We start from the raw sequence: 21,279 nt of genomic DNA on the forward strand, positions 1-21,279 counted from the left end.
CCCCGGCCGCGGCGCCCGGGTCGGCCAGCCGGGGCCGGGCGAAGGCGGGCGTCGAGTGGGCCACCAGCACCGGCGCGGCGTCGCCGCGCCGGTCGCCGTCGTCGAAGATCGTGGCCAGCACCGGGTGGTCGTTGACGAACGCGCCGTTCAGCTCCGGCCAGGACCGCTTCCCGTACGTGCAGACGGCCGCCAGCACCGGCTCCCACACCTGCGCCCGGGCCGCGTCGGCGACGGCCGCCGGCGGGTCCAGCCGCAACGCCTGCGGTCCTGGCATGGCCAGCACCACGGCGTCGGCGGCGTCCGGCACCGCGCTCAGCTCGCTGCTCAGCGTGATGTCGAGTCCGTCGGCCAGGTCGGCGGCCAGCGAGCGCAGCCCGCCCGGCGCCGCCCAGCGCATCGGCCCGGTCGTCGGCTCACCCGGGAACACCGCCAGGGTGTCGGTCCAGGGCCGGGCCAGTCCCCGCGCGCGCCACGACTCGGCCAGAGCCGTGAAATCCGGGTCGTCGGCCACGAAGTACGCCGCGCCCAGGTCGGCGTACCGGCCGTTCAGACGCTTGCTGGCCAGCCGTCCGCCGACCACCCGGCCGCGCTCGTGCACCCGGACGGCGGCACCGCCGGCGGCCAGCTCCCGGGCACAGGCCAGCCCCGCGATTCCCGCCCCCACCACGACCACATTCATGGCTCGAGGGTAGGACCAGGCACACTGGTCCGATGCGCCGTCCCCCCGTCCGGCTCGTTCTGATCGTCGCCGCCGCCTTGCTGGCGGTGGCGGTCCTCGGCATCGGATTGCTCAGGGCGGCCACCTACGACCCGCCCGGCGCCGGCGATAAGGCGTCACCCGGCGCGGCCGCCCAGGTCGGTCCGGCCGCCGGCACCCCGGGCCGGTGCGCCGGCGTGCCGGTCAGCGCCACCCGCGAGCTGCGCGGCATGTGGCTCACCACGGTGATGAACATCGACTGGCCCAGCCGGCCCGGCCTGAGCAAGGAGAAGGTGCAGGCCGAGTACCGCGCCTGGCTGGACCTGGCCGTGAAGATGCGGCACAACGCGATCTTCGTGCACGTCCGGCCCAGCGGCGACGCGTTCTGGGAGTCGGCGTACGCGCCCTGGTCGGAGTGGCTGACCGGCAAGCGGGACGGCAAGTCGCCCGGCTGGGATCCGATGGAATTCATGATCGCCGAGGCGCACGCCCGCAACCTGGAGTTCCACGCCTGGTTCAACCCGTACCGCGGGACCCAGCCGGCCCCCTCCGGGCCCGGCGCCGACTTCAGGAGGCTGGCGCCGAACCACCCGCTGATCAAGCACCGCGACTGGGCGATCTCCTACCCGGACGGCAAGAACGCGCGGCTGTACTTCGACCCGGGCATCCCGGCGGCCCGCAAGTTCGTCGAGGACGCGATGCTGGAGGCCGTCGGGAAGTACGACGTGGACGGCGTGCACTTCGACGACTTCTTCTACCCGTACCCCGAGGGCGGCGGCAACGACTTCGACGACAATGCCAGCTTCGCCAAGCGGGCCGACAAGTCGCAGAGCCGCGGGGACTGGCGCCGGGCCAACGTCGACACGCTGGTCCGCGAGATGAACCAGCGGATCAAGCAGCTCAAGCCGTGGGTCAAGTTCGGCATCAGCCCGTTCGGCATCTGGCGCAACCAGGAGACCGACAGGGCCGGCTCGGACACCCACGGCCTGCAGAGCTACGACGCCATCTACGCCGACACCCGCAAGTGGGTCCGCGAGGGCTGGCTGGACTACATCGTGCCCCAGCTGTACTGGGCGATCGGCTTCGACAAGGCCGACTACACCAAGGCCCTGCCCTGGTGGTCGGAGCTGGTCAAGGGCACCCGGGTGCAGCTCTACATCGGGCAGGGCGACTACCGCGTCGGCGAGAAGGGCCCGTGGCGGCAGCCGGACCAGATCGACCGCCAGCTCACCCTCAACGACAAGTACGGCGTGCTGGGCAGCGTCCACTTCAGCGCCAAGCAGATCCGCGAGGACCGGCTCGGCTCGGTCACCCGCTACCGCGACCACCACTACGCCGCCCCGGCCCTACTGCCCACGATGGCGCAGCTGCCGGCCCGGCCTCCCGCCGCGCCGCGGCTGGTCGGTGCCCGCCGCACCCCCGCGGGCCCGGTGGAGCTCGACTGGCAGGCGGGCTCCGGTGCGGAGCCGGCGAGCTGGGCGCTCTACCGCGTCGACGGCGCCGCGGCGAAGCTGGTCGCCACCGGCCGGTCCGGCACCAAGGTCCAGGATCCGGCCCCGCCGCCCGCCGCCGCGCAGTACTGCCTCAGCGGCCTGGACCGCTCCGGCAACGAGAGCGCCATCAGCGCTCCGAAGGGCATCAGCCGGTGACCGTGCCGTCCGCGACCTGGAACGTGCGGGTGGTGTGCACCGCTTCGAGCATCCGGCGGTCGTGGGTGACCAGCAGCAGCGTGCCCGGATAGCCGGCCAGCGCGGCCTCCAGCTGCTCGATCGCGGCCAGGTCCAGATGGTTGGTCGGCTCGTCCAGCACCAGCAGGTTGACCCCGCGGGCCTGCAGCAGCGCCAGCGCCGCCCGGGTCCGCTCCCCGGGTGACAGGGTGTCGGCCGGGCGCAGCACGTGCGCCGCCCGCAGGCCGAACTTGGCCAGCAGGGTGCGGACCTCGGCGTCGGGCATCTCGGGCACGGCCGCGCCGAACGCCGCCATCAGCGGTTCGTCGCCGAGGAACAACCCGCGGGCCTGGTCCACCTCGCCGACGACCACGCCCGGACCCAGGGCCGCCGAGCCGGACTCCAGCGGCACCCGGCCGAGCATGGCGGCCAGCAGCGTCGACTTCCCGGCGCCGTTCGCCCCGGTGATGGCCACCCGGTCGGCCCAGTCGATCTGCAGGGTCACCGGGCCCAGGACGAAGTCGCCGCGACGCACGACCGCGTCGCGCAGGGTCGCCACGACCGCCCCGGCGCGGGGCGCGGCGGCGATCTCCATCCGCAGCTCCCACTCCTTACGCGGCTCCTCCACGACCTCCAGCCGCTCGATCATCCGCTGGGTCTGCCGGGCCTTGGCGGCCTGCTTCTCGGTCGACTCGGCCCGCACGTTGCGGCCGATCTTGTCGTTGTCCTTGGCCTTGCGGCGCGCATTGCGCACGCCGTGCTCCATCCAGCCGCGCTGCATCTGCGCCCGGTCCTGCAGCGCGCCCTTCTTGTCGGCGAACTCCTCGTAGTCCTCGCGCGCGTGCCGCCGGGCCCGCTCGCGTTCCTCCAGGTAGGCCCCGTACCCGCCGCCGTAGCGCCGGACCTGCTGCTGGGCCAGGTCCAGCTCCAGCACCGCGGTGACCGTGCGGGTGAGGAACTCACGGTCGTGGCTGACCAGCAGCGTGCCGGCCCGCAGCGAGGTGACGAACTCCTCCAGCCGGGCCAGCCCGGCCAGATCAAGATCGTTGGTCGGCTCGTCGAGCAGGAACACGTCGTAGCGGCTGAGCAGCAGCGACGCCATGCCGGCCCGGGCCGCCTGGCCGCCGGACAGCGCGGTCATCGGATGGTCCAGCGCGACGCCCAGCCCCAGCTCCGCGGCGACGGCCGCGGCGCGTTCGTCCAGGTCGGCGCCGCCCAGGTCGAGCCAGCGCTCCAGCGCGGTCGCGTAGGTCTCGTCGGCGCCGGGCGCGCCCCCGGCCAGGGCCTCGGCGGCGGCGTCCATGGCGAGCTGGGCCGGTCCGACGCCGGTGCGCCGGGCCAGGAAGTCCCGGACGGTCTCGCCGGCGCGCCGCTCCCGCTCCTGCGGCAGATAGCCGACGTTGGCGGTGGGCGGGCTCAGCGACACCGTGCCGGCCTCGACCGGCAGGAGCCCGGCCAGGGTACGCAGCAGCGTGGTCTTGCCGGCGCCGTTGACGCCGACCAGCCCGATCACGTCCCCGGGGGCGACCACCAGGTCGAGGGAGCTGAACAGGGTGCGGTCGCCGTGCCCCGCGGCGAGGTCCTTGACGATCATCGTGGCGCTCATCGGGGCCCGACTCTATCGGCGCGTCACCCCGGGATGGGCACCGCCGTGCCGCTGACGCGTACGCCGTCCTCGCCGGGCGTCAGCGTCACGGTGAGCCGTCCCGGCCGCCCGAGGTCGTCACCCTGGGACAGCTGGACCACCGCGTCGCCGGGCACCAGCCACTCGTCGCGCAGATACCCGCCGAACGCGGCCGCGGCGGCCCCGGTGGCCGGGTCCTCGTACACCCCGCCGACCGGGAACGGGTCGCGCACGTCGAACCGGTCCTCGGCCGCGCGCCACACCAGCTGGACGGTGGTCCAGCCCCTCGCCTCCATCAGCGCCTTGAGGACCGGCACGTCGTAGTCCAGGTCGGCGAGCCGCTGCCGGGTCGCGGCCGCGATCACCGGGTGGTACGCGCCGGCGTACGCGACCCGGGGCGGCAGTGCGGGGTCGAGGTCGTCCGCGTCCCAGCGCAGCGCGGCCAGCAGCGCCGACAGGTCCTCGGGAGCCAGCTCGGCCACCCGGGCCCCCACACTGGTCAGCGTGGCCCGGCGCTGGTCGTCGACCACCACCGGCACCTCCCCGGCGTTGGTCACGAACACGTAGGTGCCCGGCCCGTGCCGGTCGGCCAGCGCGACCGCCGTGCCCGCGGTCGCGTGCCCGCAGAACGGCACCTCGGCCAGCGGGCTGAAGTAGCGCACCCGGTACACCCCGGCGCCGCGGTCCTCGGTGAGGAAGGCGGTCTCCGAATAGCCGACCTCGGCCGCGATCGTCAGCATCTCGGCGTCGGACAGGGTGCCCGCGGCCAGCACCACGCCGGCCGGGTTGCCGCCGTCGGGATCGGCGCTGAACGCGGCGTACCTCAGAATGTCGATGTCGCTCATGTCCCTCAGCGTCCCGCCGGCCGGCCGGGCCCGGCCAGAGCCAATTCGGCGGGCCTGGCCGCGGTCTTGGTCACTTGTCACCGGGCCGGAGTAGCGTTTCCGAAGTGACTGAAGCTTCCACACAGCTCGTCCCCACACCTCCGACCGATCTTCCCCGCACACTGGGCGAGCTCCGCGCCTCCGGCCACGAGTTCCGCACGGTCAAAGAGGAGCTGCGCGACAACCTGCTGGACCGGCTGCGCCGCGGCGCGCCGCGCTTCCCCGGCATCGTCGGCTACGACGACACCGTGCTGCCCGAGGTCGAGCGGGCGCTGCTCGCCGGCCACGACATGGTGCTGCTCGGCGAGCGGGGCCAGGGCAAGACCCGGCTCATCCGCGGGCTCGTCGACCTGCTCGACGAGTGGACGCCCTTCATCACGGGCTCCGAGCTGCGCGAACACCCGTACCAGCCGCTCACCCCGGCCACCCGGCGGCTGGCCGCCGAGACCGGCGACCTGCTGCCGATCTCCTGGCTGCACCGCTCCGAGCGGTACGGCGAGAAGCTGGCCACCCCGGACACCAGCGTCGGCGACCTGATCGGCGACGTCGACCCGATCAAGGTGGCCGAGGGCCGGGCCCTGGGCGACCCGGACACCATTCACTTCGGCCTGGTGCCGCGGACCAACCGGGGCATCTTCGCCGTCAACGAGCTGCCCGACCTGGCCGAGCGCATCCAGGTGTCGCTGCTCAACGTGCTCGAGGAGCGCGACATCCAGGTCCGCGGCTACCAGCTGCGCCTGCCGCTGGACCTGCTACTGGTGGCCTCGGCCAACCCGGAGGACTACACCAACCGGGGCCGGATCATCACCCCGCTCAAGGACCGCTTCGGCGCCGAGATCCGCACCCACTACCCGCTCGAGATCGAGCTGGAGACGGCGCTGATCCGCCAGGAGGCGGCCCTGGCGGCGGCCGTGCCGGACCACCTCGTGGACGTGCTGGCCCGCTACACCCGCGCGGTCCGCGACTCGCCGGCCGTCGACTCCCGCTCCGGCATCTCGGCCCGCTTCGCCATCGCCGCGGCCGAGACCGTCGCCGCGTCCGCGCTGCGCCGGGCCGGGCTCAAGAACGAGCGGGAGGCCGTCGCCCGGATCTGCGACACCGTCTCGGTGACCAGCACCCTGCGGGGCAAGGTCGAGTTCGAGAGCGGCGAGGAGGGACGTGAGACCGAGATCCTCGCCCACCTGCTGCGCCTGGCCACCGCCGAGACGTTCCGGGCCCGGCTGGCCGGGCTGGACCTGTCCGGCTTCACCGACCTGGTCGCCGAGGGCGCCATCATCGAGACCGGCGATCTGGTCTCGGCCGAGGAGCTGCTGAGCCAGATCGGCACCGTGCCGGGCCTGGCCAAGGTCCTCGACCGGCTCGGCCTGGGCGACGCGCCCAGCCCCGGCCAGGCGGCCTCCGGCGTCGAGTTCGTCCTGGAGGGGCTGCACCTCACCCGCCGGCTGGCCAAGGAGCTGACCGACGACGGCCGCACCCTGTACGGGAGCTGACATGTGCCTCTTCCCTGACACCGGGTCCGGCCATGGCCGGTAACCGGTTCCGGTACGGCGTCTGGCGCGACGGGCCCGACCCGCTGGCGCCGCCGTACGACGTGCGGGCGGCCGTGGACGAGGTCGGCGAGCGGGTGCTCGGCGGCGACAACCTGCGCGACGCGTTGCGCGACCTGTTGCGCCGGGGTCCGCGCGACGGCCGGGGCCTCGACGACCTGGAGGCCCGGGCCCGGCGGATGCGCCGCGAGGCGTTGCGCCGGGGCAACCTCGACGGCGCCGTCACCCGGGCCCAGCAGCTGCTCGACCAGGCCGTCGCGGCCGAACGCGACGAGCTGCGCGGGCGGGAGGGCGACGACGCCCGCTTCCAGGAGGCGGTGCTCGACAACCTGCCGCGCTCCACGGCCCAGGCTGTGCAGGAGCTGTCCGACTACGACTGGGCCAGTGACGAGGCCCGGGCGACGTACCAGCAGATCCTCGACGGTCTGCGGCGCGAGGTGGTCGAGCAGCGCTTCGCCGGCATGAAGGACGCGCTGCAGGGCCGCGACCCGGCCACCGACGCCCGGGTCGCCGAGATGGTCGGCGATCTCAACGACCTGCTCGGCAAGCACGCCCGCGGTGAGGACACCGACGACGCGTTCCAGCAGTTCATGGCCAAGCACGGCGAGTTCTTCCCGGAGAACCCCGCGACCATCGAGGAGCTGGTCGACTCGCTGGCCCGCCGGGCCGCGGCGGCCGAGCGGCTGATGCGCTCGCTGAGCCCGCAGCAGCGTGAGGAGCTGGCCCAGCTCATGGACCAGGCCCTCGGCGACGGGCCGCTGCGCGGTCAGCTGTCCGAGCTGACCGACAACCTGCGCGCGCTGCGGCCGGAGCTGAACTGGAACCGCGGCGAGCGGATGCGCGGCAACGAGGATCTCGGCTACGGCGACGCCACCGCGGCGCTCGGCGAGCTGGGTGAGCTCGACGACCTGCTGGAGCAGCTGGGCCAGGAGCATCCCGGGGCGACTCTGGACGACGTCGACGTCGAGGCGGTCGAGCGACAGCTCGGCCGCAGTGCCGCCGACGACGTGCGCCGGCTGCGGGAGCTCGAACGTGAGCTGCGCCGCCAGGGCTGGGTCACCCGCGACGAGGACGGCCTCACCCTGTCGCCCAAGGCGCTGCGCCGGCTCGGCCGCACCGCGCTGGCCCAGGTCTTCTCCGACCTGTCCAGCAAGAAGCGCGGCTCGCACGACCTGCGGGACGCGGGCGCGGCCGGGGACCTGATCGGGTCGTCGCGGCGCTGGCAGTTCGGTGACGAGCAGCCGCTCGACGTGGTCCGCACCATCGGCAACGCGGTCCGCCGCCGCGCCGGCGGGGGAGTGGGCACGTTGCCGGTGCGCCTGGAGCCGGAGGACTTCGAGGTCGCCGAGACCGAACGCCGGGCGTCGGCGGTGGTCGCCCTGTGCGTCGACCTGTCGTACTCGATGTTCGCCGACGGCCGCTGGGGTCCGATGAAGCAGACCGCGCTGGCCCTGTCGCACCTGGTGGCGACGCAGTTCCCGCAGGACTCGCTGCAGATCATCGGCTTCGGCCGGTACGCGATGAGCCTGTCGCAGGGCGAGCTGGCGGCGATCGAGCCGGACATGGTGCAGGGCACCAACCTGCAGCACGCGCTGAAACTGGCCGGGCGGCACCTGCGCCGGCACCCGGGCGCCGAGCCGGTGGTGCTGGTGGTGACCGACGGCGAGCCGACGGCCCACCTGGAGGACGACGGCCAGGCGTACTTCAACTGGCCGACCCTGCCGGAGACGGTGCAGCTGACCGTCCGCGAGGTCGACCTGCTCACCCGCTACGGCGCCACGCTGAACCTCTTCATGCTGGGCGAGGATCCCGGGCTGCGCCGCTTCGTCGACGCGGTGGCCAAGCGCAGCGGTGGCCGGGTCTTCAGCCCGGACGTCTCCGAACTGGGCCGCTACGTGGTCGACGACTACGTGCGCAGCCGCCGCGGCAAACGCTGAGACGTGCGGGGCCCATCCTTCCTAGGACGCTTGAGGGGATGTGTCCCGCACAACGGCCCGCGCACAGTCCGGCCCGGGGTGAACCGGGACAACGACGGGGCTGGCTATAGTGGCTCGCGAGTGACCGGCCCGGCGTGTCCGGCGTGCCGACCGGGGGGTCGGCAGCGGACGATCCCACCGAGGCGGCGCACGACGTCCGCGGGTGGGGTCCCGTGGCCGGCAGGGGGAGAGGGGGCGCGATGTCGCAGCAGCCTGCGCAGGTGACGCCCGGCTCCCCGGCGCCCGGGCGCACCCCGCCGATCGCCGCCTCCGACCGGATCTGGACGATTCCCAACGTCATCAGCTTCATCCGGCTGCTGGGCGTGCCGCTCTTCCTCTACCTGCTGCTCGGCCCGCAGCACGACGTCGCCGCGGTGATCGTGCTGACCCTGGGCGGCACCACCGACTGGGTCGACGGCTACGTGGCCCGCCGGATGAACTCGGTCAGCCGCCTCGGCGAGCTGCTCGACCCGTTCGCCGACCGCCTGTACATCCTGGCCACCCTGATCGGCTTCACCCTGCGCGAGGTGGTGCCCTGGTGGCTGACCGCGGGCCTGCTGCTGCGCGAGGCCGTGCTGGCCGTCGCCCTGCTGGTGCTGCGCCGCCACGGGTACGGGCCGCCGCCGGTGCACTACGTCGGCAAGACCGGCACGTTCGTGCTGCTCGGCGCGCTCCCGCTGCTGCTGCTGGCCGAGGCCGTACCGTCGATCCACGCCGTCGTCGCGCCGATCGGCTGGGGCCTGGCCTGGTGGGCCCTCGGCCTGTACTGGGCGGCCGCCGTGCTCTACCTGGCTCAGACCCGCGCGCTGCTGCGCGCCGACCGGGCCGAGCAGGCCCGGAGCGGAGCAGTCGCCGGATGACCTCGCCCGATGGCGGCGACGGCCGGCGCCGGTTCGCCCCGGACTTCCTGACCGAGCTGTTCCAGAACCCCCTCGACCCGGGCTACGCCGACGCGGCCGCCCGCAAGGCCCGCGGGGAGGGCCGCACCGGCACCCCGAAACGGATCGTCAGCGCGATCAGCGCGCTGACCCTGGTGGGACTCGGCTTCCTGCTGGTCGTGGCCTACCAGGAGACGACCGCGGCCGAGCCGGCCCGCAGCCAGGCCCGCGACACCCTCGTCGACCAGGTGCAGAGCCGCCGCAGCGAGACCGCCGAGCTGCAGGCCCGCGCCGACCGGCTCCGTGCCGAGGTCGCCGAGCTGCGCGAGAAACAGCTCGGCGGAGCGGCCGTGGCCCGGCTGCGTGACCTCGAGGCCGAGACCGGGCTGGCCCCGGTACGCGGCTCCGGCGCCCGGGTCACCGTCGGCGACGGCCCGATGCCGGTCGACCCGCTGACCGGCGAACGCAAGAGCGAGGCCCGGGTCCGCGACACCGACCTGCAGGTGGCGACGAACGCGCTGTGGGCCGCCGGTGCGGAAGCCGTCGCGGTCAACGGCCAGCGGCTCACCGCCACCTCCACCATCCGACAGGCGGGCGAGGCGATCCTGGTCGACTTCCGGCCGGTGACCACGCCGTACCAGGTGATCGCGATCGGGCCGGACAAGCTCGCCGGCAAGTTCCGCGACGGCCCGGCGGGCCGCTTCTTCCGCGCCCTCAACACCAAGTTCGGCATCTCGTACGACGTGGCCGAGCTCAGCGACGTCACCCTGGACGCGGCCACCGAGCCGAACCTGCGGCAGGCCTCGCCGTCCGTGCCGCCGTCCAGCGCCCCGACCCCGTCCAGCAAAGCGTCGAAAGGCGGCTGATGATCGCCGTACTCGCCCTGATCGCCGGCGTCGTGCTCGGCATCGTGTTCCATCCGACGGTGCCGCCGGCGTTGCAGCCGTACCTGCCCATCGCGGTCGTGGCCGCGCTGGACGCGGTCTTCGGCGGCGTCCGCGCGAAACTCGACGGGATCTTCGACGACAAGCAGTTCGTGGTCTCCTTCATCTCGAACGTGCTGGTCGCGGGCATCATCGTCTACCTGGGCGACCAGCTGGGCGTGGGCGGCCAGCTCTCGATCGGCGTCGTGGTGGTGCTGGGCGTCCGCATCTTCGGCAACGTGGCGGCGATCCGCCGGCACCTGTTCCGGGCTTAGGAGCGGCGATGACCGACGACCAGCAGCCCGACCGGCGTGACGACCAGCCCGCCCGGCTCGCGTCTGGGCCGGTGTCCGGAGAAGGAGCGGCTCAGCAGCGTGACCGGTCTGAGTCCGCGACTGCGCAGGACGACGTGTCCTCGGCCGGCGGTGCCGCGGCTGAGCGGGAGCCGGGTGAGCGGCGTGGCGCCGGCCGGCCGTCGGCCCTCGGGGACCCTGGGATGCCTGCTGCCGGTAGGCAGCCGGCGGCCGAGGCGACCACGCCGGACGCGGAGCATGCCCCGCACCCCTATGGGACGGCCGACCCGCACGCGCCCTTGTCGCCTGACGGCCCGACGGTTCGTCTGGCCGGGCCGATGGTGCCGCCCGGCCCGGACATGCCTGAACCCTCGGACCAGCAGGCAAGCGCGCCGGCTGACAGCGCCGCCACAGCCGACGACGAGAACCCCGTGGTGTCCCCACCGGTCCGGCACGACGACGAGGCCACCACACTGCTCACACCGCCACCCGCGGCGGTCGACGACGAGCCGACGGTGCAGGTCGAGCCTCGTTCTCTCGATGCCGGCCCGGCTGACGGCGAGCCGGCGCGGCGGCGGTCGTTCGACGGCGGGTCGACCATGCGGCTGCAACCGCCCTTCTTCGCGCCGGGGACGACCAGGACGCCGCGAGGCGGCTCGGCCGCCGACGACACCACGACACCCCGTGACGACCCGGCCGGGGCGTCCATGACCGACGGCGACCGGTCCGGCCCGGACGCCGTCGATGAGCCGCGCCGCGATCAGGCCCCGGCCGCCACCGGCGATCAGTTGCCGCCCGATCACGATGACGAGCCGTGGGTCAACGCCGCGGGCGACCGGCCGTGGGAGGCCGACCCGCCGGCCCCGGGCGACGACCTGGCCTGGACTGACAACGCCGGGGGACCACCGCGCACCCGGCACGACGAGAGCTGGCCCGACACCGACGAGCCGCCGGTACCCCAGGATGAGCGATCCTGGGGTGCGGAGGCCGCCGACCCGGACCGCCCGTCCTGGCCCGCCGACGAAAATTCCGAGCACGACGACACGCCCGGCCCCTCCGAAGGAGGCACCGCTGAGCGCGACACGCCCGAGCGGTGGCAGCAAAGTATCGCCCGCGCCGCAGCGGCCGCCGATGACCAGAACGGCCACGGCGGGACCGCGGAGGACTCACCCGAACCGGTGACGGGTGCTGCCGCCGTACCGGACAAGGAGAAGCCCGCGGCCGGGCGGCGACTCTCGTCGGCCGGCGCGCTGATCTGGTTGTTGCTCGCCCTGCTCGGCTTCACCCTGGTCGTGCAGTTGCGCAGCAACGACCAGGACGCCGGGCTGGCCACCGCGCGCCAGGAGGACCTGGTCGGCATCCTCAGCGACCTCGAGGCGCGCGATCAGCGCCTGCAGCAGGAGATCAACGCCCTCGAGGAGAGTCAGCGGCAGCTGACCTCCGGGGTCGCCGGGCGGACGGCCGCGCTCGCCGAGGCCGGCAAGCGGGCCGACGAGCTCGGGCTGCTCTCCGGCACACTGCCCGCGCGGGGTCCCGGGTTGAAGATCTCCATCGACCCCAAGGGCCAGCCGATCAAGGCTTCCGCCATCCTGAACGCCGTGCAGGAGCTGCGCGGCGCCGGCGGTGAGGTGATGGAGATCATCGGCGACAACGGTGTCGCCGTACGGGTCGTCGCGTCGTCCTATTTTGTCGACGGTGACGGCGGTCAGGTGATCGTCGACGGCAAGCAGCTCAGCGGCCCGTACACGGTGTGGGTGATCGGTGTGCCGTCGACGATGCAGACGGCGTTGCAGATCCCCGGTGGGGTGGTCGCTTCGGTGAGCCAGGCCGGCGGTAACGTGACCATGGAGCAACGCACGGCGGTCGAGGTGACCGCGGTGCGTCAGCCCACCAGCCTGCAGTACGCGCGTCCGGTCTCGTGAGCGGGCGGGCTTGTCAACGGAGGAATGCGTGATTCCTGAGGACCTGCGGTACACGGCCGAGCACGAGTGGGTGTCCGGTGACGGCACCGGGCCCGTGCGGGTGGGCATCACCCACTTCGCGCAGGACGCGCTCGGCGACATCGTCTTCGTGCAGCTGCCCGACGAGGGCACGGCTGTGCAGGCCGGCGACCAGCTCGGCGAGATCGAGTCGACCAAGAGCGTCTCGGAGATCTACGCGCCGATCGCCGGCACCGTGGTCGCCCGCAACGGCAGTCTCACCGACGAGCCGGAGCTGATCAACGCCGAGCCGTACGCGGCCGGCTGGCTCGTGGAGATCGCCCCGGACGACCCGGCGGCGATCGCCGGTCTGCTGGACGCCGACGCCTACAAGGCGCTGACCGACAGCTGATCGCCCGCGCGTCTGGTTGCCCGCCATTTCGGCGCTGACTAGGCTCGCGGGGCACATGGAGAAATCTGCAATTCCTTTCTCATACCGATAGTCGTGCCGTCCGGACCTCCGGGCAGCGGCGGGGGGCGCTGCGCTCCGGACCCGGGTCCGGCTCGCTCACCCCGTGTCGTCGGGCGGCGACCGAAACAGATCCGTGAGGTGGTCCGATGACGCGCCCAGACGACGAGTTCCCCCCGCTCGACGTCACGTCCACGCTGAACCTCGGTGCGCTCGACGAGGTGCTCGAGGGCCCCGAGACCGACGTGGTACCGAGCCGGATGTCCGGTTCGCTGCCCCCGGGGATGGCGCTGCTGGTCGTGCGCCGTGGCCCCAACGCGGGTGCGCGGTTCCTGCTGGACCATGACGTGACCACGAGTGGCCGCCACCCCGACAGCGACATCTTCCTCGACGACGTGACGGTCTCGCGCCGGCACGCCGAGTTCCACCGCGACGGGGGCACCTTCACGGTGCGCGACGTGGGTTCGCTCAACGGCACCTACGTCAACCGTGAGCGGGTCGAGTCGGCCACCCTGAGCAACGGGGACGAGGTCCAGATCGGCAAGTTCCGGCTGGTCTTCATCGCCGGTCCGCGGCCGGAGGGCGAGGGAAGCGGGGCGTGAACCCGTCGGGGGCGGCCGCGCACGACCCCGGGTCTCGGGCCCAGGGTCAACGTGACGCTGCGCTGATGAGCATCGGGGAGGTGCTGGCCCAGCTGCGTACCGAGTTCCCGGACACCACGATCTCCAAGCTCCGGTTCCTGGAGGCGGAGGGGCTGGTGGACCCGCAGCGCACCGCCTCCGGCTACCGCAAGTACTCGTGGAACGACGTGGCGCGGCTGCGGTTCGTCCTGACCGCGCAGCGGGACCAGTACCTCCCGCTGCGCGTCATCCGCGAGCAGCTCGAGGCGCAGGAGCGCGGGGACGACACGTTGTCGCACCGGCGCCCGTCGCTGGTGGCGGTCGGCTCGGAGGCCGAGGTGCCGGCGGACGCCGCCGACACCCGGGTGTCGCGGGCCGACCTGGTCGAGCGCACCGGCATCGCCGAGCAGATGCTCACCGAGCTGGAGCAGATGGGCCTGGTGCTGTCCCGGCCGCCGGGCTGGTACGACGGCGACGCCGTGGTGATCGTCGAGGCCGTGGTGGGCCTGGTCCGGCACGGCCTGGAGCTGCGGCACCTGCGCGCGTTCCGGACCGGCGCGGACCGTGAGGTCGGGCTCTTCGCCCAGTTGCTGACGCCGCTGATGCGCCAGCACGACCCGGCGGCGCGGGCCCGGGCGGCCGAGACGGCGCGCGAGCTGCAGGCTCTGTCCCAGCGGCTGCACGCGGCGCTGGTGCGGGCGGGTCTGCGGGACACTCTCGGACGGTGAGACACGGGGTTGCCGGTTTGCCGGCGATGGCCGGGGTAACCCCACAGACACGGGCATCGTGTGGCGCTCGGTCCCGAGCGTCCGTGTACCGTGCAGGATAGGCGGGAAACAGCCTGATGGTCGCGTTGCCCGATGGGGTGGCGGTGGCCTTACGGGGCGGCACGACGAAGCGACACGGAGGCGGGCGGTGCGCGAGCTGAGCGTGGTCGGGGTTCGGGTGGAGCTGCCCAGTAACCAGCCGATCGTCCTGCTCAGGGAGGTCGACGGCGATCGGTACCTGCCGATCTGGATCGGCGCGGTGGAGGCAACTGCCATCGCGTACGAGCAGCAGGGCGTCAAGCCCGCCCGGCCGTTGACCCATGATCTGCTACGGGACATCCTCGCGGCGCTCGAGGCGCCGTTGAAGGCCGTCGAGATCACCGAGCTCAAGGAGAACGTGTTCTACGCGGATCTGCTGATCGGTGACGACCTGCGGGTGTCCGCACGGCCGAGCGACTCGATCGCCCTGGCCCTGCGGGTGGGTGCGCCGATCCGGTGCGCCGATCAGGTGCTGACCGAGGCCGGGATCGTCATCCCCGACGAGCAGGAGGACGAGGTCGAGAAGTTCCGCGAGTTCCTCGACCAGGTGCGGCCGGAGGACTTCGCGGGCTGATCCGCGCATCGACGATCACCACAGGTCCGGTCGTCCGTACGCGGCGTGTCGCAGCATTACCTCCCTGTTTCGTGGCTCGCTGGGTTATACGCTCGTGAAGTCCAGGTGAAGCGGCACCGCGCAGCGGGGAGGTAGTCGCGTGCACGAGTCAGACTCTGAAGAGGGTCCGCTTGTCGGCGAGGACGGCGATACCGGGTATCGCGGAGTCACGGCTTGTCAGGCGGTCGGCATCAGCTACCGCCAGCTCGACTACTGGGCGCGGACGACGCTCGTGGTGCCCAGCATCCGCGACGCCTCCGGCTCCGGCACGCAGCGGCTCTACTCGTTCCGTGACCTGGTCGTCCTCAAGGTGGTCAAGCGCCTGCTGGACGCCGGTGTCTCCCTGCAGAACATCCGCAAGGCGATCGAGACGCTGCGCTCGCGCGGCGTCGACGACCTGGCCGGCATCACCCTGATCTCCGACGGCACCACGGTGTACGAGTGCCGGTCGCCGGAGGAGGTCGTTGATCTGCTCCAGGGCGGCCAGGGTGTCTTCGGCATCGCCATCGGCGGCGCTTTCAAGGAGATCCAGGGCTCGCTGTCGCACCTGCCCGCCGAGCCCGCTGCCGGCCCGCAGCCGGTCGGCACCGGCCTGGACGCCGAGCCGGCCGCCGGTGACGAGCTCGCGGCCCGCCGGGCCCGGCGCCGCGCGGGCTGACCGCCCGCGATCCCGCGCGTTCATCCCGTCCGGCCTGCCGCAATCCGTGATCGCGGCCAGGCTACATTCTGCGGGTGACCGATCCCTTCGCCGCAGCCGGGACGCTGCGCGACGCGTACCGGCGCGTCGACTGGGCGGCCACCTCCCTCGGGCCGGTCGCGTCGTGGAGCCCCGCTCTGCTCGCCGCCCTGGACCTGACCCTGCACACCCGCGCGCCGGTGACGCTGCTCTGGGGCCCTGACCACGTCCTGATCTACAACGAGGCCTACGCGCCGATGATCGGCGAGAAGCATCCCGCCGCCCTGGGTGCGCCGGCGGCCAAGGTCTTCGCCGAGATCTGGGCGACCATCGGCCCGATGCTCGACTCGGTGCTGGCCGGCCGGGGAGCGTTGTGGGTCGAGGATCTGCGCCTGCTGATGGACCGCCGGGGCTTCCTCGAGGAGACCTACTTCACCTTCTCCTACTCGGCCGTGCACGACAGCGACGGCCGGATCGCCGGTGTCATCGACATCGCCTCCGAGACCACCGCGCAGGTGCTGGGCGGGCGCCGGCTGGCGTTGCTGGGCCGGCTCAACGACCGGCTCGCGGACGCGGGCGACGTGCGGCAGCTGCTCGACCAGGCCCTGCCGGTGCTGCGTGCGGCGCCCGAGGATCTGTCCGAGGTGGACATCCTGCTGCCGGAGACCCAGGTGCCGACGGCGGCCTGGCCCGCGGCGCTGGACCGCGACGTGGCGGTCGAGGTCACCGGGACGAGCCGGACCGCCCGGATCCGGCTCACCGCGGCCGAACGGGACGGCCCCGACGCCGTGCTGGTCAGCCGGGTCAGCCCGCACCTGGCCGTCGACGAGGAGTTCCTGCGCTTCTTCCGGCTGCTCGGCGCCTCCCTGGCCCAGGGGCTGCACCGGGCCCGGGTCCGGCAGGCCGAGCGCCGCGCCACGGCCATGGAACGCGAGCTGGCCGAGGCCCTGCAGCGCAGCCTGCTGGCCGCCCCGGTGCAGCCCGAGCACACCGAGGTCGCGGTGCGCTACCAGCCGGCCGGCGAGGGCGCGCACATCGGCGGCGACTGGTACGACGCGTTCACCCTGCCCGACGGCCGGGTGACGGTCGTGGTCGGCGACGTCACCGGGCACGACCGGCAGGCCGCGGCCGCCATGAGCGAGATCCGCAACCTGCTCCGGGGCATCTCGTACGCGCTGCTCAAGCCGCCGGCGCTGGTGCTGACCGGGTTGCAGGAGGCGATGCGGGGCTACGGCGTCGACGCGCTGGCCACCGTCGTGCTCGCCCAGATCGAGCCCGAGGAGCACGGCACCCGGACACTGCGCTGGTCCAACGCGGGCCATCCGCCGCCGGTGCTGGTCGCTCCCGACGGTTCGGTGCGCCTGCTGGAGACCCGGCCCGAGACGCTGCTGGGCACCCGGTCGCGGACCCCGCGCACCGACCACCGGGTGCAGCTGCTGCCCGGCGCCAGCGTGATCTTCTACACCGACGGCCTGGTCGAGCGGCGCGGTGCCACGCTCGACGACGGGCTGGCCGAGCTGACCCGGGTCCTCGCCGGCTGCGCCGGGATGACCGCCGAGCAGATCTGCGAGCACCTGCTCGCGTCCTTCTCCGGCGCCACCGAGGACGACGTGGTGCTCGCCGTCGTCCGGGCCGGTGACTGATCAGCTGCCGGACAGCAGCCGCAGCACCAGGGCCAGCGGCGGCCAGGTGGCGCGGCCGCGCCGGGTCACGGCGTAGCAGCGCAGCCGGGCCTCGACCCCGGTCAGGGCGATCAGCCGTACGCCGGGCAGCGTGGCGGTCCCCATCGGCAGCAGCCCGACGCCCAGCCCGGCGACGATCATGTCCTGCACCAGGTCGAGGCTGTCGGCGCGGTGCACGATCCGGGGAGTGAAGCCGACCAGCGACGCCATCGTGCGGACCACGTCCTCGTCGGCGGTGTTACGGGAGTTGACGATCCAGTCGTGGCCGCCGAACCCGGCGAAGTCGGTGCCCGGGTCGTCCCGGGGCACCGCGAGACCCCACGGCATCTCCCACAGCGGCACCGACTCGAGCGCGGCGTCGAAGGCGGCCGGGGCCAGGTTGTAGTCGTAGGTCAGGGCCAGGTCCACGGCGTCCAGGGCGAGCAGCTCGAACGCCTCGAACGGCTCGTGCTCGTGGATCAGCAGGCGGACCCGGGGGTGGGTGGCGGCGAGCGTGGCCGCGACGGGCAGCAGGGACCGCCGTACGGCGGTGGCGAAGCCCGCGACCCGCAGCGCGCCGGCCGGCTCGGCCTGCGGGTCCAGGTCGAGCCGGGCCGCCTCGACCGCGGCCAGGATGGTGACCGCGTGCCCGGCCAGGCGCTGTCCGGCCGGGGTGAGCCGGACGCGGCGGCCGTCCGGCTCGATCAGTACGGCGCCGGCCTCGCGGGCCAGCACGGCGAGCTGCTGCGACACGGTCGAGGTGGTGATGTGCAACTCGTCGGCGACCGCCCGCATCGAGCCCAGCCGTGACAGTTCCACCAATAACCGCAGGCGGCGGGTGTCCATCCCGCTATTGTCAGCCGAACCTGAACGGTGTGTCCATCATTATGACGTGGACGTGAACGGTGATCCGGGGTTGTACTGGTCGGCATGCGTTCAGAAGCACGGACCGGAGCGTCGATGGCGCTCGCTTCGATGGTCCTCGTCCAGCTGGGTCTCGCCGTCTCCGTCGGCCTGCTCGACCAGATCGGCGCGGAGGGCGCGGCGTGGCTGCGGCTGGCCTGGGCCGGCGTGATCCTGCTGGTGCTCGTCCGGCCCCGGCTGCGTTCGTTCACGCGGGCCAGCCTGCTCAACACGATCGCGCTGGGCGTGGTCACGGCCGGCGTGACCATGCTGTTCATGGCGGCCATCGCCCGGCTGCCGCTGGGCACCGCCAGCGCGCTGGAGTTCCTCGGCCCGCTCGGCGTGGCGGTGGTGCGGGGCCGGCGCGGCACCAAGCTGTGGCCGGCGCTGGCGGCGGTCGGCGTGGTGCTGCTGACCGAGCCCTGGCACGGCGGCATCGACCTCGCCGGAGTCGGTTTCGCGCTGGCCGCGGCGCTGTGCTGGGCCGCGTACATCCTGCTCACCCAGCGGGTCGGCGACGACGTGGCCGGCCTGCAGGGTCTGGCGGTGTCGATGCCGGTCGCCGCGCTGGTGGCCACCGTGGTCGCCGGCCCGGCCGTGCTGGGGCAGATCACCTGGCAGCTGCTGCTGGCCGGCGTCGGCCTGGCCATCATGCTGCCGGTGGTGCCGTTCGCGCTGGAGATGCTGGCCCTGCGCCGGCTCACGACCGCCGCTTTCGGCACGCTGATGAGCCTGGAACCGGCCCTCGCGCTGCTGATCGGCCTGCTGGTGCTGGGTCAGGTGCCCGGCTGGGCGCCGGTGGCGGGGATCGCCTTCGTGGTCGCGGCCGGCATCGGCGCCGAGCGCACGGGCGCCCGCTCGGCCGCGGAACCCGCTGACGACCAGGCCTGCGAGCCTGTCCCGGCCACGCTGTAAATCATCGCAGAGCACCGCCGGTGAGCCCGCCGGTGGTGCCCACCTGTCCCGCATGTCGCGCGTCCTAGCGTTGACGCCCATGACGAACGACGACCTCGCCCGGGAACTGATCACCCTGACCGATGAGGACCGCGAGCTGCAGCCCGGCGCGCTGGGCGGGGACCCGGCCGCGCGGCTGGCGCACCGGCGGGTCACGGTGCGCAACGCCGACCGCCTCGCCGAGATCCTCGACGCGTACGGCTGGCCGACGGTGACCCTGGTCGGCGCCGAGGCCGCGCGCCGGGCCTTCCTCATCGCCCAGCACGCGGACCAGCAGCTCGACCTGCAACGCCGGGTGCTGCCGCTGCTGGACGCGGCGGTCGCGGCGGGAGAGGCCGACCCGTCGGCGCTGGCCATGCTGCGGGACCGGGTGCTGGTCAACGAGGGCCGCCCGCAGGTCTACGGCACCCAGATCGCCGGGGTGGCCGACGGCGCCCCGGTGCCGTGGCCGATCCAGGACCCGGACGGCATGGACGAGCGCCGCGCCGAGGTCGGCCTGGCCCCGTTCGCGGTGCACACCGCCCGGCACGCCCCCGCCTGCGACGAGTGACGGCCCGAAAAGGTTGACAGCCCGGTTGATCAACCTTCCGCGGCCCCCGGCAGTCCTTCCCTTCGCACAACACCTGTTGCCTGCCGAAGGGAAGTCCCATGTCGCGCGCCGGTGGCCGTACCGCGGTGCTGGTCCTGACGATGCTGCTCGCCGGCTGCGGCCCGGCGGGCGACCCGACCGTGGCGGCGCCGGCGGCCGCACCGGTGAGCCCGTCGGCGTCGCCTCAGGTGTCCAGGGCGGCGCTGCGCACGGCACCCCGGATCCGGTATCCGGAGCGCGGCGGCGGACGCTTCCGCACGGCCGCCGCCCAGCGTCCCCAGCCGCCGCACGGCACGGTGCTGCGCTACCGGGTGCTGGTCGAGAAGGACATCACCGGAGTCTCCACCGCCGGGTTCGCCGCCGCGGTGCAGCGGACGCTGGAGGACCCGCGCGGCTGGTCCGGCGGCGGGGTCCGGCAGCTGAGCCGGGTCGGCCCCGGTGACCGGTACGACTTCACGATCTCCCTGGTCACCCCGCGCACCCGGGACGAGCTGTGCCAGGACGTCCCGGACGGCTACACGTCGTGCCGCAACGGGGCCCGGGTGGTGCTCAACGTGGCGCGCTGGGCGCACGGTGTGCCGCACTACGGCGCGCCGCTCGCGGTCTACCGCCAGTACATGGTCAACCACGAGGTCGGGCACCGCCTCGGGCACGGTCACGAGCGCTGCCCCGGCAAGGGCGAGCCGGCGCCGGTCATGCAGCAGCAGACGCTGGGCCTGCACGGGTGCACGCCCAACGCGTGGCCGTACCGGGACGGTGAGCGGTACGCGGGCCCGTCGGGCAGCTACGACGATGAGGTGCCGTCGTCGTAGCGTCAGGAGATCAGGTGGGTGCCGCCGGCGATGGCCGCGGCGGCCAGAGTCAGGACGAAGGCCCAGCGGCGGTGGGTCGCGGCGGCGCTGAGGCGGTGGCTGTGCATGGTGCTCCTGACAGAAGACTCTTGTGGGGTCAGGTCCCAACCTACGGTGATGAAACCGGACGATCCACACCTTTGCCGCTGTTCCGCCGCGACGGCCGGCACGATGATCCATCCGGCGCGCGCCGGCCGCGTTCGGCCTAACCCGGACGGCGGACCCCGCGATCCGGCGCGGGCACCGGGTCGGCGTACGCGCCGGAGCGTCCGGCGTAGCGCTTGCCGCCGCGGTACGGCCACGCGTTCGCCCGGCAGCCGTGCAGTCCCAAGGTCTGCTGCTGCATGACCGGCGCCGGTTCGCCCATGCCGGGGCAGCGCTCGTGACCGTGCCCGAGGCGGTGCCCCACCTCGTGGTTGACCATGTACTGCCGGTAGACCGCGAGCGAGGAGCCGTAGCGCGGCACGCCCTTGACCCAGCGGGCCACGTTGAGCACGACGCGGTCACCGTTGCGGCAGGACGTGTAGGCGTCGGTGCTGCTGCGGCAGAGCCGGTCCCGGGTGCGGGGCGTGGCCAGGTAGATCGTGAAGTCGTACCGCTGACCCGGACCGGCCCGGCGCAGCCGCAGCGTCCCGCCGGCCGTCCAGCCGCGCGGATCTTCGAGGGTCCGGGTGACCGCGGCGGCGAACCCGGCGGTGGAGATCGCGGTGATGTCCTTCTCGACCAGCA

The 21,279-nt window shown here is 73.4% G+C and carries 21 protein-coding genes; 16 read left to right on the top strand and 5 right to left on the bottom strand.

Annotated elements, in window-relative coordinates; genetic code table 11:
• Window positions 1-679, bottom strand: a 679-nt coding sequence (locus tag ACWEOZ_RS42560) for an NAD(P)/FAD-dependent oxidoreductase (protein WP_451916364.1), incomplete at its 3' end; no start/stop codon positions are given.
• 32 nt (window positions 680-711) lie between these two features.
• On the opposite strand from ACWEOZ_RS42560, the gene ACWEOZ_RS42565 reads away from it, so the two are divergent.
• Window positions 712-2,346, top strand: coding sequence for a glycoside hydrolase family 10 protein (locus tag ACWEOZ_RS42565; protein ID WP_451916365.1), 1,635 nt, complete (start codon window positions 712-714; stop codon window positions 2,344-2,346).
• On the opposite strand, the gene ACWEOZ_RS42570 is transcribed toward ACWEOZ_RS42565, so the two are convergent.
• Together ACWEOZ_RS42570 and ACWEOZ_RS42575 are read right to left on the bottom strand one after the other, a co-directional pair.
• Window positions 2,336-3,970: an ABC-F family ATP-binding cassette domain-containing protein gene (locus ACWEOZ_RS42570; protein WP_451916366.1), complete on the bottom strand. Its 1,635-nt coding sequence runs from the start codon at window positions 3,968-3,970 to the stop codon at window positions 2,336-2,338. The two genes, ACWEOZ_RS42565 and ACWEOZ_RS42570, sit on opposite strands and share 11 nt — an antisense overlap.
• Window positions 3,971-3,993: 23 nt before the next feature.
• Window positions 3,994-4,824 carry a PhzF family phenazine biosynthesis protein gene (locus ACWEOZ_RS42575; protein ID WP_451916378.1) on the bottom strand — a complete coding sequence of 277 codons (831 nt, stop codon included), beginning with the start codon at window positions 4,822-4,824 and terminating at the stop codon, window positions 3,994-3,996.
• A gap of 113 nt (window positions 4,825-4,937) precedes the next feature.
• Here ACWEOZ_RS42575 and ACWEOZ_RS42580 point away from each other — a divergent pair, with 113 nt between their 5' ends.
• From ACWEOZ_RS42580 to ACWEOZ_RS42635, 12 genes are all read left to right on the top strand, one after another.
• Window positions 4,938-6,362 (top strand): sigma 54-interacting transcriptional regulator, encoded by a 1,425-nt coding sequence (locus tag ACWEOZ_RS42580; protein ID WP_451916367.1) that lies wholly within the window; start codon window positions 4,938-4,940, stop codon window positions 6,360-6,362.
• A 32-nt stretch (window positions 6,363-6,394) separates the two neighbouring features.
• Window positions 6,395-8,356 carry a hypothetical protein gene (locus tag ACWEOZ_RS42585; protein WP_451916368.1) on the top strand — a complete coding sequence of 654 codons (1,962 nt, stop codon included), beginning with the start codon at window positions 6,395-6,397 and terminating at the stop codon, window positions 8,354-8,356.
• Window positions 8,357-8,595: 239 nt separating this feature from the next.
• Window positions 8,596-9,255 carry a CDP-alcohol phosphatidyltransferase family protein gene (locus ACWEOZ_RS42590; RefSeq protein ID WP_451916369.1) on the top strand — a complete coding sequence of 220 codons (660 nt, stop codon included), beginning with the start codon at window positions 8,596-8,598 and terminating at the stop codon, window positions 9,253-9,255.
• Entirely contained in the window at window positions 9,252-10,139 is an 888-nt protein-coding gene (locus tag ACWEOZ_RS42595) for a DUF881 domain-containing protein (protein ID WP_451916370.1), read from the top strand. The genes ACWEOZ_RS42590 and ACWEOZ_RS42595 overlap by 4 nt, the downstream gene beginning before the upstream one ends.
• Window positions 10,139-10,471, top strand: a complete 333-nt coding sequence (locus ACWEOZ_RS42600; RefSeq protein ID WP_184994733.1) for a small basic family protein — start codon at window positions 10,139-10,141, stop codon at window positions 10,469-10,471. The genes ACWEOZ_RS42595 and ACWEOZ_RS42600 overlap by 1 nt, the downstream gene beginning before the upstream one ends.
• A gap of 893 nt (window positions 10,472-11,364) precedes the next feature.
• Window positions 11,365-12,411 carry a DUF881 domain-containing protein gene (locus ACWEOZ_RS42605; RefSeq protein WP_451916379.1) on the top strand — a complete coding sequence of 349 codons (1,047 nt, stop codon included), beginning with the start codon at window positions 11,365-11,367 and terminating at the stop codon, window positions 12,409-12,411.
• A gap of 28 nt (window positions 12,412-12,439) precedes the next feature.
• The gene (gene gcvH, locus ACWEOZ_RS42610; RefSeq protein WP_451916371.1) at window positions 12,440-12,820 is read left to right on the top strand and encodes a glycine cleavage system protein GcvH; all 381 of its coding nucleotides are present in this window, start codon (window positions 12,440-12,442) and stop codon (window positions 12,818-12,820) included.
• Window positions 12,821-13,026: 206 nt separating this feature from the next.
• A complete protein-coding gene (gene odhI, locus ACWEOZ_RS42615) occupies window positions 13,027-13,479 on the top strand; it encodes an oxoglutarate dehydrogenase inhibitor Odhl (protein WP_023362861.1) in 453 nt (150 codons plus the stop codon).
• A 65-nt stretch (window positions 13,480-13,544) separates the two neighbouring features.
• A complete protein-coding gene (ftsR, locus tag ACWEOZ_RS42620) occupies window positions 13,545-14,225 on the top strand; it encodes a transcriptional regulator FtsR (protein ID WP_360552256.1) in 681 nt (226 codons plus the stop codon).
• A 187-nt stretch (window positions 14,226-14,412) separates the two neighbouring features.
• Window positions 14,413-14,877, top strand: coding sequence for a bifunctional nuclease family protein (locus ACWEOZ_RS42625; protein WP_125804926.1), 465 nt, complete (start codon window positions 14,413-14,415; stop codon window positions 14,875-14,877).
• Between the two features lie 139 nt (window positions 14,878-15,016).
• Window positions 15,017-15,574: a MerR family transcriptional regulator gene (locus ACWEOZ_RS42630; RefSeq protein ID WP_360552254.1), complete on the top strand. Its 558-nt coding sequence runs from the start codon at window positions 15,017-15,019 to the stop codon at window positions 15,572-15,574.
• 74 nt (window positions 15,575-15,648) lie between these two features.
• Window positions 15,649-17,235, top strand: a complete 1,587-nt coding sequence (locus ACWEOZ_RS42635) for a PP2C family protein-serine/threonine phosphatase (protein WP_451916372.1) — start codon at window positions 15,649-15,651, stop codon at window positions 17,233-17,235.
• On the opposite strand, the gene ACWEOZ_RS42640 is transcribed toward ACWEOZ_RS42635, so the two are convergent.
• Window positions 17,236-18,099: a LysR family transcriptional regulator gene (locus tag ACWEOZ_RS42640; protein ID WP_451916373.1), complete on the bottom strand. Its 864-nt coding sequence runs from the start codon at window positions 18,097-18,099 to the stop codon at window positions 17,236-17,238.
• A 114-nt stretch (window positions 18,100-18,213) separates the two neighbouring features.
• On the opposite strand from ACWEOZ_RS42640, the gene ACWEOZ_RS42645 reads away from it, so the two are divergent.
• The 3 genes from ACWEOZ_RS42645 to ACWEOZ_RS42655 all read left to right on the top strand — a co-directional run bounded on the left by ACWEOZ_RS42645 (window position 18,214) and on the right by ACWEOZ_RS42655 (window position 20,511).
• A complete protein-coding gene (locus ACWEOZ_RS42645; protein WP_451916374.1) occupies window positions 18,214-19,071 on the top strand; it encodes an EamA family transporter in 858 nt (285 codons plus the stop codon).
• A 79-nt stretch (window positions 19,072-19,150) separates the two neighbouring features.
• Window positions 19,151-19,660 (top strand): DUF6624 domain-containing protein, encoded by a 510-nt coding sequence (locus ACWEOZ_RS42650; RefSeq protein ID WP_451916375.1) that lies wholly within the window; start codon window positions 19,151-19,153, stop codon window positions 19,658-19,660.
• A gap of 98 nt (window positions 19,661-19,758) precedes the next feature.
• On the top strand, window positions 19,759-20,511 hold the full coding sequence (locus ACWEOZ_RS42655) for a DUF3152 domain-containing protein (RefSeq protein ID WP_451916376.1): 753 nt from the start codon (window positions 19,759-19,761) through the stop codon (window positions 20,509-20,511).
• 244 nt (window positions 20,512-20,755) lie between these two features.
• On the opposite strand, the gene ACWEOZ_RS42660 is transcribed toward ACWEOZ_RS42655, so the two are convergent.
• The coding region (locus tag ACWEOZ_RS42660) for a DUF3152 domain-containing protein (protein WP_451916377.1) at window positions 20,756-21,279 on the bottom strand (524 nt) is incomplete at its 5' end.

Source organism: Actinoplanes sp. NPDC004185, assembly GCF_053603475.1.